Below are 15,472 nucleotides of genomic sequence, written 5' to 3' on the forward strand. Positions count from 1 at the left end.
CCTGAGTCGACCACCCAGATCCCATCCTCCAGCCTTACTCCATTCTCGTCCCATTCGGCAGGAGCGATGCAACTGAATAAGTTGGTAGCTTCATCGCAGACGTTCTCGGGGTGGAACTCGTTGAGATAGTCCGCGAACTGCTGGTTTGTGACCTCGCATACTCCGATGTAGAAATCCGAGATATCGACCTCGTGCTGCGGATACTCGTCCTGGTCGCACTCTGCGTCCACCTGCTCGTTGCAGCCCATCAGAAACGGCCCAGCCGGAATTAATACCTCTTCAAAGCCGTCGTCGTCATCATCCGCCGTGTCATTGTCATCGTCCAGCGAGTCGTCGTCCTCGCCCGTATCATCATCGCCTGAATCGTTGTGATCGCAGCCAAGAACGAAAACGCTTAGGAAAAGCGCAATGCTGAAAATGAGGAATAAGCGACTGGCAGACATTATCGACTCCGAAGAAAAGCCAACTACAAATGAATAGTAAAATACTACACCTGGGGAGTGAAATCGCATACAGGTATTTCGCATGAATTATTCAACCCGAGATCATGGCCCTGCATCTCTTGCCGTGGAATGTGCCCTACTCCCCGCCTTTGTTGCGGCGCTGGGCCATGGCGCGCTGCTCGCGCAGCAGCTCGGTGAGCAGCTTTGGTAATGGAAACTCCACGCTGTGCAACGTGGCCGAGGCGAAGATCGGCCGCGGGATGCTCAGCGATTTGAAGCCGTCGATCAGGGCGTGGCCTCGCCGCCGCTTAGGCCGGAGAAGATCAGCACCCGCGGCAGCTTGTCCATGGCGATCGCGTCTTGCCCTTGTTCGGCCTGCAATGCCTGGCCCAGGTTCATGGCCAGCATCGCCTCGCTGACCAACGACAGGCGCGCGTCTGCAATACCGATCTGATCAAGAAACAGGCGCAGCGCGTCGGCCTCGGCCTGGCTGAATCCGCAGACCAGCACTGCGCGCGGGCCGAACCCGCGTTGTTCGCCGCGTTCGATCGCCTTGAATCCGGGCTCGTCCATCGTCCCCTCCTCCGCGACTATCAGGCACACATCCCCTCTTAATACGGCCGGGCTGATTTGGCAATCACGCACGTCTGCGCGGCACGTGGCGCAGCGCGGCAAAGCATCTATAATGCTTCGTTGATGCCTACATCCCAGAAGCCGGCCAGCGATAGCATGGGAGCAACCCGGGCCGAGATCATCCGCGCCTCGGTCCTGCTGCTGGCGCTGATCGTGCTGTTCCTGGTCCCGGTGCTGCGGCCCGGATGGATGCCGTCGGCCTCGGGCATGCTCCACAACTGGTCCACTTTCACGGTCGATCCGGAATATCAATCGCCCAACGACCTGTTGTGGGACGTGGCAACGCAGCACGAGCCGTGGACGCGCTACGCGCGGCAGCGCCTATCGCACGGCGAGCTGCCGCTGTGGAACCCGCACCAGGCCGCGGGCGTGCCGTTTATCGCCAACATGCAAAGCGCGGTGTACTCGCCCTTCACCTGGATCGTCTATGCGCTGGGCGATTGCTGGGGCCCAATCGCGCGGGCCGTGTTGATCCTCTACCTCTCGGGCATCCTAGCTTTTCTGCACTTGCGCGGCCTGGGAGTGGGCGAACGCGCGGCAATGCTGGGAATGGTCGGCTGGACCTTCAGCGGCGGCCTGTCGCATTGGCTGTTTTGGCGCAGCTCGTTGTTCGGCTTCCTGCTTCCCGGCACGCTGTATCTCACGGACCGCGCCTTTGCCCGACCGTCGCGCTCAGCCTCATGGTCATTGGCCCTGGCCGCGCTGGTCGCGCTGGGAATCACCGCCGGTCATACCGACCGCGTGGTGCTCTGCGCGGTTGCCGCGGGGATCAACCTGATCTACCGCCTGCTCTCGAGCGAACTGCGCTGGAGCGGCAGACTGCGCGTCACCGGCCTGCTGATCAGCGGGGGACTGTTCGGCGCGCTGCTCTCGGCCTGCGCCCTGCTGCCCTTGATGGAGTACATGCGCCTCAGCGCGGCCTGGGAGGCTCGCGCCGGCACAACCGTTACACTGCCGTTCGCAACCAGCGCCCTGATGTTCGTGCCCGACTTGTTCGGCAACCGCGCCCTGCCCTTCGGCGTGGGCTGGGTCGCATCCTGGACCAACGACTGCGAGGCGCTCACCGGCGTGGTCGGGCTGACCCTGCTGGTGCTGGCGACGCTGGGGCTGCGTCGCGGACCCGGGCCGCGTCGAGCCTACCTGGCGATGGCCGTACTGGCCGCGCTGTTGGCATACGGAGCATGGCCCGTGCGCCAACTGGTACAGCACGTGCCGCCGTTGGACCGCATGGCTATCGGACGATTCAGCGCAATGCTCGCCTACTCATTGGTGGTGCTCGGCGCGCTGAGCCTACAGCAGATCATCGACCAACGGATCAAGCCGCTGAGCCACCCCTCGTTGATCAGGCTCGCAGCGCTGGTCGCGCTGGGCGCGGCGCTTGTCGCCTGGAACCTACTCGACCCGGCGCGTTTCCTGGACGTGCCGGGCCTGCGCCAATGGTGGATCGGCTGCATCGCGATCGCCGTGATCACGCTGGCGCTGTGTTTATTGCTGCTCAACGGCGCCTTTCGCGGCCGGGGTTGGTGCCTGGCAGCGCTGATTGTCCTGGTGTTCCTCGAGACCGGCGCACGCTGGTCCGGCTTTACGCCGCATACGCCCGCGCAGCTTTACTACCCGCGCACCACGGCGGTGGAGCGGCTGCAAGAGGTTGCCGGTCGCGGACGCTTCGTCGAGGTCGGCCCGTCCAACTCCTTCCCGCCCAACCTGGCCACGGTCTACGGGCTGCGCGACGTCAAGGTCTACGACAACCTGGAGATCCTTAAATACCGGGTGCTGTTCGACGAGGGCCAGGATCCGCTGGGGCCGGGTCAGATGTTGCTCAGCTTTGATCCGGACGTGCTCAGCGTGCTCGGGGTACGCGCGATCATCTCCATTGACGGCGCGCCGCCGCAGATGACCTCGGGCCGCACCAATGCGTTGCACCCCGCTTTCCAGGCCGACGGCGTAGAAATCTGGGACAACCGCGAGGCTCTGCCGCGCGCGTTCTTCGTTGATTCGGCTCTGTTCACGGACAACGCGCAGGACGTCTACTCGCGCGACGAACACGGCCTGCTCGCGCGTCGCGCTGTGTTTCTCTACGGGGAGCGTCAGGCGCAACACAATGCTCCGCCGCAACCCTCGGGCGCGGTCGATTGGTTGCGCGACGATCCCGAGGTTGTGGCGCTGGAGGTCAGCGCGCCGCGCGCGGGATACCTGGTGCTGCTCGATACGCTCTACCCCGGCTGGCAGGCGTTCGTCGACGGCGAACAGGCGCAGATTTTGCGCGCCGACCTGGCGTTCCGCGCGGTCGAGATCGAGGCCGGAGTGCACAAAGTGCTGTTCCAGTTCAGACCGCTGTCAGTGTACTTGGGATTGCTGATCAGCTCGCTGGCAGCGGCCCTCTGGCTGATAGCGCTGTTAGCGATTCTGCATCGACGACGAAGCGCCGAGCATCAATCATGCAGGCCAGCGGCCGAAGATAGATGACGTGACGCGCTGCCGGGCAGTTGTCTGTATCTGCGGGAGCCTGATCCTCTGCTCGGCGCTGTGGGCTCTGTGGCTGTCGTTCGATAACCCGTATCCGATCGCCCGGCCCTACAATCTAGCCTGGGATGTTGTCAGCTCGAGCCTGCAGCGCCAGGGTCTTGACGTTGCCCGCAGCCCCGACCTGGCCTCGGGCCGAATGCTGTCGCAGTCATCATTGTGGACGTTCCAGCGGCTGGGCCGAACCTTCGCCGCCATGAATGCAATTCAATTGCCGCTGTTGTGGATCTTGTTGATCTCCGTGGCGGCAATCGCCTGGAAGATTGGTGGTCCGTTTGCCGGCGCGTTGGCGCCCTGGTTGTGCCTGTTCTCGCCGGCGAGCATCGGACTGGCCGTAATCCCGGCCGACCACGTCGCTGTTCAGGCGCTGCCCGCGGCCTCGCTGGCGATACTGATCTGGTCCGACCACCACGGTCGGCGCCCGTTGTCCCTGCTCTGCGCCGCTCCGATGGCCCTGCTGATGCACCTTTGCTTAAGCTCGATCGACCTGGTGACGTTGGCCTGCTACGCCGCTGCCGGTAGCGGATACCTCCTGTCTCTGGCAATCCGAGTTCAGCGTGCGCGCCGCACTCCGCTGTTGGGCGAGCGACTGCTTGCCCTGAGCTGGGCCACAATCGGCCTGTCGCTATCGCTGATCCTGTCCTATTGGCTGGTACCGGTGATCCTCTTTGACTACATCCTCAGCGAGACCGCCAATCAGAGTTACAGCGGGATCCTGGAGAGGCCCGGCGGGCTGCTGATCTATCCGCTGATCTGGGCCAGGCTGCAAGTCGGACCGGTGCTGGCCGCAACGACCCTGGCCGCCGTAGCGCTGATCCTGGCCAGACGCAAGGTCAGCGGATCCTTGATCGCCTTGGGGTGGCTTCTAGGCCCGATGCTGGCCCTGGGACTGATCTCCAAGCGCAACGATTACTATCTCGTACCGGCGCTGCCCGGCGGCTACGTGCTCGCGGCCGTGGGACTGTCGTACTTGAGTCGCGGCTTTACGCGCTCCGCCGCGACCCTCACGGTCTGCCTGGCTGCGGCAATATTTTGGATGAGCATGTTCCTGGGATGGCACCAGCCGAATCCGGTGAAGGCCTCGGACATTCTGCAAAACGATGCGGACCAATACCTGATCTCACCGATAACGCCAAACGAGAACGAGCAACTGGCGCAATGGCTGCTCGATCGCTGTCCACCGCAGGAGGGGCAGCCCTATATCATCAGCGCCGAGTACCTCCCGAATATCCCGTTTTTCGCCTGGCACGCCTCAAACGAAATACATCCGGGGTTCATCCACTTTGCGCCCGATCCGGGAACAAAGCATAGCTGTCTTTTGATTAAAACCTCGATCGCCCGTGATGGTCCGCCCGAACTGCTCAGGGTTCTTGCCGACTTCAGAGGGCAGGCGCGTCAGTTGGACAACTTCGACAGTGACGTCAATCGCAGGCTGGGGATCATTGAGCGGCAGGCGACCGCCTTTGATCCGGTCGGGACCTACGGCGACTGGTTGTTGTTCAAACGCGAATCGCGATAGCGCTCAGCGCGTCCAGCGCCCCATCCAATAGGCCCAGCGGAAATCGACCGCTGGCACCAGGCGCGAGCCGTTGCCGCCGCCGTTGACCTCGTAAGGGTTGGAGCGCCAGTGGTAGTTGCTCGCCGGGCGAATGCGCATCGGCACCGGCTGCACGGACACCAGCTTGTCGCCGCGTCCCACGTAGCCCAACAGGTCCAGCCGCGTGCCGTCCACGCCGTAGCACACTCCCGAGTCGATCTCGTCCTGGTCGCAGTTGATTACCTCGTTCTCCCAATAGGGCGGAACGGGGAACTCCTTGAGCGTCTGGATTGCCCGGGCCACGGCCTGGGCGTCGAGCTCCAAGCTGCGCGGCGCGTAGACCGAGGAGCCGGCCGCGCCCGCGGCGTAGACCAGATCGTACATGCTCATCTTCTGCTCGATCGGGTTGCGCGGTCGATCCGGCGGCTGGTACAGCGCGTACTGCACCGCGTAGCGCAGATCCTCGCTCGCCAGCGGATCCTCGACGTAACGCAGCGCCAGCCAGAAGCCCTGGAACGTCATATTGTAGTTGCTGAAGTTCGATTGCAGCCCCATGTCGCAGAACAGCGGATCGGAGCGCACGATCAGGTTCAGCCCGCGCTGGTTGATCAGCACCTCGTTTAAGTAGTAGTCCAGCTCCGGGTCGTCGGAAACGTAGGCAAAGGCCGCGGCCGATCCCAGGGCCATCACCGCCATCATCGCGTTTTTAAACGGCAGGAACGGCAGGTAGATGCGGTCGAAGTTGTTCTCGTTGAGGTAGCCGTGAAATGTTATCCGGCCATCGGCGTCGGGCAGCTCCAAATCGTAGCCCGTGGAGCGCACGACCATCAGCTCGCGTCCGACCGCTGTGGCGTCGGCCTGCAGCCGGTCCTTGATCGCCTGGTCGATCGCCGGATCGTCGCGGATCACTTCCCAGCACGCGGCATAGGCGCTGACCCAGCCGATGTATTGATCGCGAGAGCAGGAGTCTTCCCAGATGTAGTTGGCGAACCCGCCGCCGGAGTTGTCGTTGCGCCAGGTGCCGTTGTCTTTCTCGTAGGGCAGCGGCACGCCGTGCTCGTCGAACAGCGGCAAAATCTCGGTGGCGTGCTGCGGACATTCCGAGGGGATGTCGCAACGGATGAAACCGCGGGCGATCACGCCGGGCACGCCGGTGATGCCCGTGGCGATGTGCAACCCCTCCAGCGCGGCGAGCAAATGCTGCCGGGCCAGCTCGATCTCGTCCTCGTCGTACTGCCCCGAGTCGCGCAGCACCGCGTAGCGAAAGGCGTCGGCCACAATCCCCACGCCCCCGTAGAGCCCGGCGACCTTCTGCCAGGCAGTGATCACGTCGAACTGGTCGCGGCCGTCGTCCAGATACGCGGCGAAGTCCCAGCCGTCGGAGTTGCGCAGGAAGTCCTCAATTGCAGCGCGGTCCGCTGTCTGCACCGGGTCCATGTAGATGTCGGCGTTGAGCCCCATGCCCGCGGCGTTGAACACGTGGAACTGGCGATCGTAGATCCGCGCCAGGGTTTCCAGCTCTGCGTCGTACCCCTGCTGCCCCGGGCCGGGGATCAACGGCAGCGGCTGTTGCTCGTCGTCGTCGTCGTCGTCGTCTCCGTCATCATCGTCACCCGCCACATCGTCGTCGTCGTCGTCCCCCTGTTCACAGGCGCAGACCAGTAGGGCCACGGCGAGCAGCAACACCAACAACAGCTTCAGGCTTTTCATCCGGACGCTCCTTAATCCTCATGCGCGACGCGCAAGATAATCGACGTTCAAGCCGTGAATAATCTACCAGCGGCCGCGGATTCAGGCCAGCCTCAGGAGACGATGGGTGAGCGCTCCACCGCCGGGCGCATCGGCACGACGGCGATGCTTACTCCGATCAGGATCACGGCCGCGCCGATCAACATCCAGGTCGTGGGGACCTCGTCGACCCAGGCCCAGGCGATCAGCACGCCGAGCACCGGCTGGCAGTAGATGGTGATCGCCACCTTGGCCGCCGAATCCTGGCGCAGCGCCACGAACCAGAAGGTATAGCCCACCACCGTGCACAGCAGCGCCAGGTAGACCACCAACAGCGACCAGTCTTGCGCGGTTAAATTTGCGGCTTGGGGCCAGTAGCCCAGAACGCTGATCGCCGTGACGTTGACCAGGCACGCGGCGCCGACCGCCACGGCCACGATCTTCAGCGGCGGGTGCCGCCGCAGGATCTCCTTGCCGATCACCGAGTACCCGGCCTCGAAAAACACTCCGGCCAAAATCAGCCCGATCCCGAAAGCGCTGAGGGATTCGCCCTGCCGCCAGAACTGCGAAAGCACGATCGTGCCGCCAAAGGAAACGGCGAGGGCGGCTGCGGTCCGTCGGCCGATCCGCTCGCGCAGATAGATCCAGGCGCCCAGCGAGACCAGCAGCGGCTCCATCGCCGTGATTACCGCCGCGTCCGAGGCCCGGCTGAGCGAGACGCCCTTGTACATCAGCAGCGGGCACAGCGTGAAGGTGCTCACGCCCATCAAGGCGCTGCGCAAAATATCGCCCGGCGGCATGCGCAGCCCGTGCCTGCGTCCGGCCAAAATCAGCAGCGGCAGCGCGGCCGCCAGATAGCGTAGCGAGGTCACCAGAAAATACGGCGCGTGCTGCATCAAAACCTTGGTGGCCGAGTAGCTTCCGGCCCAGATTACGTTGAGCAGCAGCAGAATCAACAGGGTCCGTTTCGACATCGGGCTGGATAGTACGCCAAATCGGCTTTCCACGCGATCATCGGGAATTGCCTTCTTTTTTCCCAATACAGCTTGTTGTGTTGGTGGAAACTTGTGGTATGTTTTGCTCACCTTAATCCAGATTTTCTGCCGGAGCGGGAAGATGACCACTACCGAAGAATCCACCGGAACTTTAACAGCATCCGATGGGATCAAACTGTTCTACCGCGCCTATGCGGCTCCCGAGCAAAAGGCCGGGATCGTCGTCTCCCACGGCCTGGGAGATCACAGCGGACGCTACGGCGAGATAGTCGAGCACCTGCTGCCGCACGGCTACAGCCTGTGGATTCCCGACCACCGCGGACACGGCCGCAGCGAGGGAATCCGCGGCCACGTCGACCGCTTCTACCAGTACATCGACAACCTCCACCTTTCGGTGGACATGGCCAAGCACGCCTTGGACGAAGGGCAAAAGCTGTTTCTGTTCGGCCACAGCATGGGCGGATTGATCGCCATCCGCTTTGCCCTGCTCTACCCCGAGACCATCGACGGGGTGATCGTTTCATCCCCGGCGCTGGGGCTGGCCAATCCCGTGCCCTGGTACCGCCAGATGACGGCCAACGTGCTCTCCAAGCTCAAACCGACCAAGGTCCTGCAGACCGGATTGGATAAATCCACGGTCAGCCACGATCGAACGGCTGTGGAAGAATACGTCAACGATCCGCTGACCCACCAACAGGTCAGCGTGCGCTGGTTCACCGAGTCCACCATGGCGATGGAGAATGTCGAGATGTACGCCGCCAAGCTGCATCAGCCGTTCTTATTCCTGATCGCCGGGGCCGACACGCAGGTCAACCCGGCAATCTCGCGCGAGATCTTTTCCAAGCTCGGATCGTCGGACAAGACGATGAAGCTCTACGACGAGATGTATCACCGGCTGTTCTGCGAGGATGAGGAACGTCGCACGCTGGTACTGCAGGACCTGCTCGAGTGGCTCGAACAGCGCGTCGTTTAGCCGCCTAGAGAATCTCCCCCGCGGGTTTTTCGACCACCACCTTGCCGCCCACGGGCACGCCGATATCCTCGGCCACCAGCTCGCACTTAACCAGGAAGACGAAAAAGATCCGCTTGTCGCGGCAATCGTTGAGCGTCTCGAAGTTGCCCATTCCCTTGGCCACAATCAACTCCGCTTTATCAAACTCGCGACAAAATTCCGCTGAGCAATCCTCGAGAATCACGCCCGGCGCGTCCGATCCGTTGTCGATCACGCGGGCAAAGCGGTCGATGCCCGCGAACTGCGCGTCCTCCAGCGTGGCGTCGTTGAGCACCGGCGCGCCGCGCACTGCGTAGCTGATCTCGATCTGCGATGCAATGCGCTCGAGAAACACGCGGTCCATCACGGTCTCGCCCGCGTTGTCTCCCAGGAACAGCAGGCGTTGCTCGCCCTGGATCGCCGCGCGCAGGCGCTGTGTGTGATCGATGCTCAGCTCACATTGCAGCACCTCGTCCAGGGTCTCGAGCATGTGAATCTCCGCGCCCACGCCCACGTCGATGATGTTGCCCGCCAGGCTGATCCGCAGTGCGGTGTCAAAAGGGTCAACGCTGCGCTCGACCATTTTCGCCATCCGCGGGTAGTGCTCCATGGCCAGGGCGTTGAAGTGTTCCTTCTCGCGGCGGTAGGGGTCGGCGTTGCCCGAAATCTCACGCATGATGCGCTGGATCCCCTTGGCCAGGTACGGCGGCGGTCGGTCGGTATCAGCAGTCTTGAGCATCTCCTTAACCTGGAACTCGATCTGCTCGCGTTGCGCCTCGTCCTGGGTCACACGCTCGGCAATCCGCCTGAGGTTGCGCAACATACAAGGGATGCAAATCTCGGCTGTTTTCATCGATCCTCCGGCGGACTGGTTAATCGAAGCGCAGGATGCGGGCTGCCAGCGCCCAGGTCAACCCCAAAGACGGTCTGTGCGCCGCTGTCAAAATGAAATCGCCGGACGAGGTCGGGTCGGGTTTATCCGCAGCATTGCTCTTCGTCGCTATCAGCGGGCAGCGACGCTCCGTGGTCGCCATCATCGTCGCCCGCTGAGTCATCGTCGTCGTCCGGCGCCACGTCGTCATCATCGTCGTCGTCGGGCAAATAGTCCTGCGCGTAGAAGCCGATCATCCGCTCTTCACCGCGGCTCTCATTGCTGATAACAACCCCGCCGAGGCACTCGAAGATTATGTCGGCGTAGAGCTGATGCCCGGCGTCGTTGGAGTGCACCATGTCCAGCATGTAAGGGTCGAGCCAGGTGTCGCCCAGACCGCCGAACATGTCGCCGAGCACGATTCCGGGCATTGTCGCGAGCTCCTCGCGGACGATCGTCATTGCCAATCCCATGCCGAACAGCGCCAGCGGGTGCATGTCGCCCATCGCCCCTTCCATCTCGCTGGAGAGAGCGAAGTTGGGATAGACCACGAAGACCACGTCGCACTGCGGATTGATCGCCCAGGCAGCCTCGATGATCGTCTTGATGTTGGGCAAAATCTCGAGCAGATACTCGGGGTGGTCGAGGAAATTGCGCACGATCTGCTCAACATCGTAGGGTGGCATACCCTCGATGTACGGGTCCGGATCGTTGCCGCCCAGGGTGATCGTCAGCAGGTCGGCCGCTGGCAGCACCGGCGCCAGCCGCTCGTCGAAATATCCGCGGTCCGCTCCGGGCAGCCATTGAAAGCTCGTGCTGCCGCCCTTGGCCAGGTTGGTCACCTCGACTTCGCACAGCTGCGCGAAGTGATCGGCCAGCCGCTGCGGATAGAGCACATCCGAGCCCACAGCCCCGATGCTGTCGCCGATGGTCACGATGTGCAAATTCCCCTCACGCACGGCGTCGGCCACGTGCGCCGGTCGGTCGTTGCTCGTGCATTCGTGTCCGGCGTCGATCTCGTAGTCCAGCAGGTAGGTACCGGCGGACACGTTTTCGAACTCGAAGCGGCCCGAGCCGTTGGTCAACGCCGTGCTCTGGCCCTGAGTCCCGATCAGGCTGACCTCGACCTGATACAGCGGCGCGTCGCAATGGTCGATCTGCTGCTCGTAATGCGAAATCGTGCTCAGGTCCTCGTCGTGGTAGACCGTACCCTCGACCGTGGTAGCCAGGATTGGCGTTGCCGCCAGCAGCACGCAGGCGCAGGACAGTAAATACTTCATTGAATCACCCCGGGATTTGCACGTTGGACGCTCCGCCCTGTCTGCGACGGATCGATTTCGTGATAATAGCACCATATGGCGATTCATCTGAATGTGGACAAAGCTGCTGACGATCAATACCCTAAGCGGCAATAGGGGTGCAGCATGCTTACAGAAATTATCGTCGACCTTGATGCACGCAAAACCTCGGTTGCGCGCGATCGCGAGCCGGACGTATTCGGCAAAGCGCTGGCCGTAAAGCGGATTATCGAATCCCAGCGGCCCGAACAAACGGTCTACCTAAGCGGCTACACTCCGCTGGCCGCCTCGGGCCTGGGATTCGCGGGCAAACTCAACGTCTACGGCGTAAGCCTGCTGGGCAACAACCTGCAGGGCAGCCGCTCGGGCGGACTGGTGGCGAGCTACCTGACCCGCCTGGGAATCGCGGGCATCGAGATTCGCGGCAACTCCGATGAGCCGCTGCTGCTGATCGTCGACAAGCAGGCCGTGCCGCGATTGGTGCCGCTCGCGGAATACGGCGGAGCGGCGCAAAACACCCTCGGGCTTGCGCAGGCGATCTATCGCCGCCACGGCGAGGGTCTGGGCCTGGCGCTGACCGATCCCTCGAGCCTGGGCTTTAACTACAACGCCGTGGTCTGCAACACCCGTCGCGGCGGACATCCCAACCGCGTGGCGGGCCGCAGCACCAGCGTGTTCGGCCGCAACGGCCTGCTGGGAGTAGTGGTCGAGCACGCCCCCGAGCCGCTGCACGCCTTGCAATACGACCGCCGCGAAGTAAGCGCACTGCTGCGAAAAATCCACGGACTCAAGCGCAACGTCAACCTGGTGGGCAGCGCCGACCTGGACTCGCCGCTGCTCGGCGGCACCTACGGCGCGGCGGCCAAGGCGCGTTTCGACAACGGCCTCGGACTGACCAACCTTTTCCGTAGCGCCGACGTTCCGCCAGAGCACTATCAGCAGCTTCTGCCCGAGACGATCGTCGCGGATCAGGTCAAACTGGCACAGCAACACGGAATCAAGATCACGCGACACTCGTGCATCCCCGGCTGCCCCAACAAGTGTTTGCAAATGGTGCTGATGCCCGACGAGCACGGCGAGGTGCGCACGTTCAAGGCCGGCGAGTGGGAGACCTACCAGGGCGTAATCAACCTTGGGATCTTCGATCAGGCGCTGAGCACCGCCTCGTGGGTTATCGAGCACTCCAACGAGTTCGCCTACGACCACATCGAGGGATTGGTCACCATGGCCGCCCTGGCCCTGGCCACTGAGTACAAACGCGACAGCGGAGTGCGCTACGGCGACCGCGCGTCAATCATCTCGGCCTTTGAACAGGCGGCCGCGGGCCAAACCGAGCTGGGTCGGCTGGTGCGTCAAGGCGCGGCGGCTGTGGAGCGGCACTACGGGCTGGAACGTCACTTCACGGTCGGCGGCCACGCCCTGCCGTTCCACAACGGCCGCAGCATGTTGCAGACCGGCGTCGGCCTGAGCTGGACCTACGGCCGCCACGGTGAGGCCTGCGCCGGGCCGGGCCGGCAAAACTTCCTCGGCCTGCCCTACGATCCGGCGGACCACAGCCTCGATGCGCAGACCCACGTGCTAAACACGATCCACGGCATTGTGCTCTACGGCGCATTGGACGAGATGGGGATGTGCTTCTTCATCGGCCCGTCGGTCGACACGCTGGTCGACTGCGAGCTACTGCTGCACACCATGGGCATTGAGGCCGACGCCCGCACCATGCTGCGCGATTCGGCGCGCACGATCCTCTCGATCCACGACTTCAACGCTGCGCGCGGCGCTTCGATCCAGCCGCTGCCACAAGTGTTCTACGATGTCGCCACCCGCGGCAACCAACAGACGCCGGACCAGGCGGTGCGCTTCAACGTGCCCTTCGAGGTGGTGCGCGACTTCGGCCGCGCCGAGCTTGAGCGGGTCGCCTCAGGCGAAACGACCGTCGTTGACCAAGTTCTCGAAACATCGAGGAGCCGCCATGCATAAAACGTCGAGCTTTGTCGTCTGCATCATCGCGCTGTGCGCCTTGTTGACCCCCCTCACCCTTGCGGCCCAGACCTGCGAACCTGGCTGGCGCGAGGCGGCAGCCGCGCCCTACGTAATCAGCCGCGGCCAGGCGGTCTACTACGATGGCAGCATTTACCTCGCCAGCGGCATGACCGGTACTGGCCTGTTTCTCGATTCGTACGTTCACGAAATGCTGATCTACGACATCGCCCAGGACAGCTGGACCATCGGCCCCAGCTACGATGACATCGGCTGGACCGCCGCGTGCATGGCGATCTACGACAAACAGGCGATGCTTTTCGGCGGTTTCCAACTGCCGTTCGATTACCTCAAAACTACGATGATTTTCGACATCAACAACGGCGGCTGGTCCACGGGCGCGCAGGTGCCCACGCTCACCGGCGGCGCGTACTGCGCAACGCTGGACGATCACGTGCACGTGGCGTCCAAGACCATCGGCAATCCATATACGCACTCGGTCTACGATGCGCGCAAAGACACCTGGAATTCGAGCGTGGCGCAGCTCCCGGCTCAGATCGCCTACGGCCTGGGCGCGACCCACGACGGCCTGTTCTACGTGGTCGGCGGGATAGAGGACGACGCGGCCAGCCAGGCCTGCTACGCCTTTGACCCGGACGCGAATGCGTGGATCGAGCTGGCGCAGATGCGGCCCGGGCGGCATTCGCCGGCCGGTGGATTCGCGGCCGACGGACTGCTCTACGCCTTTGCCGGCGGCGGCGCGGGGGATGAGCTGTGGCAACCCCACGCCAGCCTGTCGATCTACGACCCGGATTTGGACCAGTGGTCCGAGCACGCCGACAACATGCCGCACCCGGTGTTGGGCGCGGCCTCGGCCTATGCCTCGGCCCACGGCGGGATGTTCGTGGTCGTGGGCGGCAGCGACGGGACCCAAACCATCGACCTGACCCAGATCTGCAACCTGTGCCTGATCGACGTTCAGCGCGTCGAGCCCGAGACTGTCTACAACGACGAGAAAACCTGGGTCACGATCAGGGGCAACGGGTTTGAGCCCGGCGACGAGGCCTACCTCTCCAACGACCAGGGCTTTGTCCACTTCGTTGAACTCGAGGTGCTCGACGCCGACACGATCAGCGCCCTGATCGGCGAGGGCGAACCAGCCGGCGTCTACAGTCTGATGGCCCACAGCCAAAGCGGCGAACGCGATACGCTGGCGGACGTCCTGGAGATCATCGAGCCCGGCGGCGACGATGACGACGACGATGATTTAGCCTGCGGGATGAGCCCGATGGGATTGCGGTCGTATTGAGGGGCATCCCGTAATGTCCGCCAAACCTGCCGGCAAACACCCCCGATTGCGCAGGCTGCTGCTCAATCTGCTCTCGTTGCCCGCGGCCGCGATTCTCAGGCTGTGGTGTCTGTCGTGTCGGGTCGTGGCGCGCGAAGACGAGCAACGCGAGATCGACGCGGTCCAGCGCCACGGCGGCTGCATCTACCCCACCTAGCACCAGCGGATGTCCTACTTCTTTCACGACTTCGGCTCACGCCACGTGACAATGATGGTCAGCAAAAGCCAGGACGGCGATTACGCCAACGCCCTGGCCCCAAGGGATCTCCGCGAGTGTTGAAGATGGGCTCGATCCGCATTGCCCAAGCGACCGGCAAGCCGATCATCCAGATGATGTACGGGGCCAAGCGCCGCATTGTGTTCAACTCCTGGGACCGCTTTTCCCTGCCGATGCCGTTCACCAAGGTCGTACTGCTGCACGGCGAGCCGGTGCTGGCGCCGCCCGACGCGGACGATGAGCAGTGCGAACGCATCCGCCTACAGATAGAGCTGGAGATGAACCGTATGGCCTTTCGCTGCGACCGCTGGTTCGGCGGCGAACCGGTGGGCCTGCCTGGACACGACCTGCCCGCCAACAACGCCAAGCTGTCTGACTAAAATTTGTCGATTAGAATTGGATCGGGTTCTGGCCCTTGTCACGCAGCTCGATCAGCTCTTCGTCGACCATCACCCGCTGTAGCACCACGGTCTCGGGCGATCCGGCCGGGGGAAAACTCTCGGGGCGCGTCGCACTCATCTGCGTAAAGACCAGCATTGTATTCAGATCGCTGAAACCGACGATGCAGGCCGCGATCTCACCGCCTTCCAGAGTCAGGTCGAGCCAGATCGGGTCTTGTGCATAATCGAAACGATAGGTGAACAGAATCTTGCGGCCGCCGTGGGTCATGTAGCCGCTGCCGTCGTCGCTGAACTGGAACGAACCGCGCTCGCCGAACTGGTCTATGCCGAACCACTTGCCGATGTGGCCGGTCTGCCCGACCTCGATGGTCTGCACTGATTGAGGTTGCGAACCGCGGCCGATCCCGGCACAGCCCGCTACCAGCGCGCAGGCCAAGGCCATCACGAGAATAAGCAGTGCGCTACGCTGGGAGAGGCTATAAGTATTCATACCCACGACGATCGTCG

General features: G+C 63.1%; 14 protein-coding genes. 7 read left to right on the forward strand and 7 right to left on the reverse strand.

The window, feature by feature from the left end; all coding sequences use genetic code 11:
• On the reverse strand, window positions 1-443 hold a 443-nt coding region (locus tag P9M14_11030), incomplete at its 3' end, for an SUMF1/EgtB/PvdO family nonheme iron enzyme (protein ID MDP8256273.1).
• Window positions 444-728: 285 nt separating this feature from the next.
• Window positions 729-1,016 (reverse strand): hypothetical protein, encoded by a 288-nt coding sequence (locus tag P9M14_11035; GenBank protein ID MDP8256274.1) that lies wholly within the window; start codon window positions 1,014-1,016, stop codon window positions 729-731.
• A gap of 156 nt (window positions 1,017-1,172) precedes the next feature.
• Here P9M14_11035 and P9M14_11040 point away from each other — a divergent pair, with 156 nt between their 5' ends.
• Window positions 1,173-3,542, forward strand: coding sequence for a hypothetical protein (locus tag P9M14_11040; protein MDP8256275.1), 2,370 nt, complete (start codon window positions 1,173-1,175; stop codon window positions 3,540-3,542).
• A gap of 1 nt (window position 3,543) precedes the next feature.
• A complete protein-coding gene (locus tag P9M14_11045; GenBank protein ID MDP8256276.1) occupies window positions 3,544-5,118 on the forward strand; it encodes a hypothetical protein in 1,575 nt (524 codons plus the stop codon).
• A gap of 3 nt (window positions 5,119-5,121) precedes the next feature.
• Here the strand turns inward: P9M14_11045 and P9M14_11050 are convergent, their stop codons facing one another.
• Both P9M14_11050 and P9M14_11055 read right to left on the reverse strand, forming a co-directional pair.
• Window positions 5,122-6,846 (reverse strand): hypothetical protein, encoded by a 1,725-nt coding sequence (locus tag P9M14_11050; GenBank protein MDP8256277.1) that lies wholly within the window; start codon window positions 6,844-6,846, stop codon window positions 5,122-5,124.
• A gap of 92 nt (window positions 6,847-6,938) precedes the next feature.
• Window positions 6,939-7,838 carry a DMT family transporter gene (locus P9M14_11055; protein MDP8256278.1) on the reverse strand — a complete coding sequence of 300 codons (900 nt, stop codon included), beginning with the start codon at window positions 7,836-7,838 and terminating at the stop codon, window positions 6,939-6,941.
• Between the two features lie 142 nt (window positions 7,839-7,980).
• Here P9M14_11055 and P9M14_11060 point away from each other — a divergent pair, with 142 nt between their 5' ends.
• Window positions 7,981-8,832 (forward strand): lysophospholipase, encoded by an 852-nt coding sequence (locus P9M14_11060; protein MDP8256279.1) that lies wholly within the window; start codon window positions 7,981-7,983, stop codon window positions 8,830-8,832.
• A gap of 4 nt (window positions 8,833-8,836) precedes the next feature.
• On the opposite strand, the gene P9M14_11065 is transcribed toward P9M14_11060, so the two are convergent.
• Entirely contained in the window at window positions 8,837-9,703 is an 867-nt protein-coding gene (locus tag P9M14_11065) for an ARMT1-like domain-containing protein (GenBank protein MDP8256280.1), read from the reverse strand.
• Window positions 9,704-9,825: 122 nt separating this feature from the next.
• On the reverse strand, window positions 9,826-11,001 hold the full coding sequence (locus P9M14_11070) for a GDSL-type esterase/lipase family protein (GenBank protein MDP8256281.1): 1,176 nt from the start codon (window positions 10,999-11,001) through the stop codon (window positions 9,826-9,828).
• A gap of 144 nt (window positions 11,002-11,145) precedes the next feature.
• On the opposite strand from P9M14_11070, the gene P9M14_11075 reads away from it, so the two are divergent.
• The 4 genes from P9M14_11075 to P9M14_11090 all read left to right on the forward strand — a co-directional run bounded on the left by P9M14_11075 (window position 11,146) and on the right by P9M14_11090 (window position 14,944).
• Window positions 11,146-12,999 (forward strand): aldehyde ferredoxin oxidoreductase C-terminal domain-containing protein, encoded by a 1,854-nt coding sequence (locus P9M14_11075; protein MDP8256282.1) that lies wholly within the window; start codon window positions 11,146-11,148, stop codon window positions 12,997-12,999.
• On the forward strand, window positions 12,992-14,308 hold the full coding sequence (locus tag P9M14_11080; protein ID MDP8256283.1) for a hypothetical protein: 1,317 nt from the start codon (window positions 12,992-12,994) through the stop codon (window positions 14,306-14,308). Before P9M14_11075 ends, P9M14_11080 begins: the two co-directional genes overlap by 8 nt.
• Before the next feature lie 13 nt (window positions 14,309-14,321).
• A complete protein-coding gene (locus tag P9M14_11085; GenBank protein MDP8256284.1) occupies window positions 14,322-14,504 on the forward strand; it encodes a hypothetical protein in 183 nt (60 codons plus the stop codon).
• A 116-nt stretch (window positions 14,505-14,620) separates the two neighbouring features.
• On the forward strand, window positions 14,621-14,944 hold the full coding sequence (locus P9M14_11090) for a hypothetical protein (GenBank protein ID MDP8256285.1): 324 nt from the start codon (window positions 14,621-14,623) through the stop codon (window positions 14,942-14,944).
• A gap of 10 nt (window positions 14,945-14,954) precedes the next feature.
• Here the strand turns inward: P9M14_11090 and P9M14_11095 are convergent.
• The coding region (locus P9M14_11095; GenBank protein ID MDP8256286.1) for a hypothetical protein at window positions 14,955-15,472 on the reverse strand (518 nt) is incomplete at its 5' end.

Source organism: Candidatus Alcyoniella australis (assembly GCA_030765605.1).
In the GTDB taxonomy this organism is placed as follows: Bacteria; Lernaellota; Lernaellaia; order JAVCCG01; family Alcyoniellaceae; genus Alcyoniella; species Alcyoniella australis.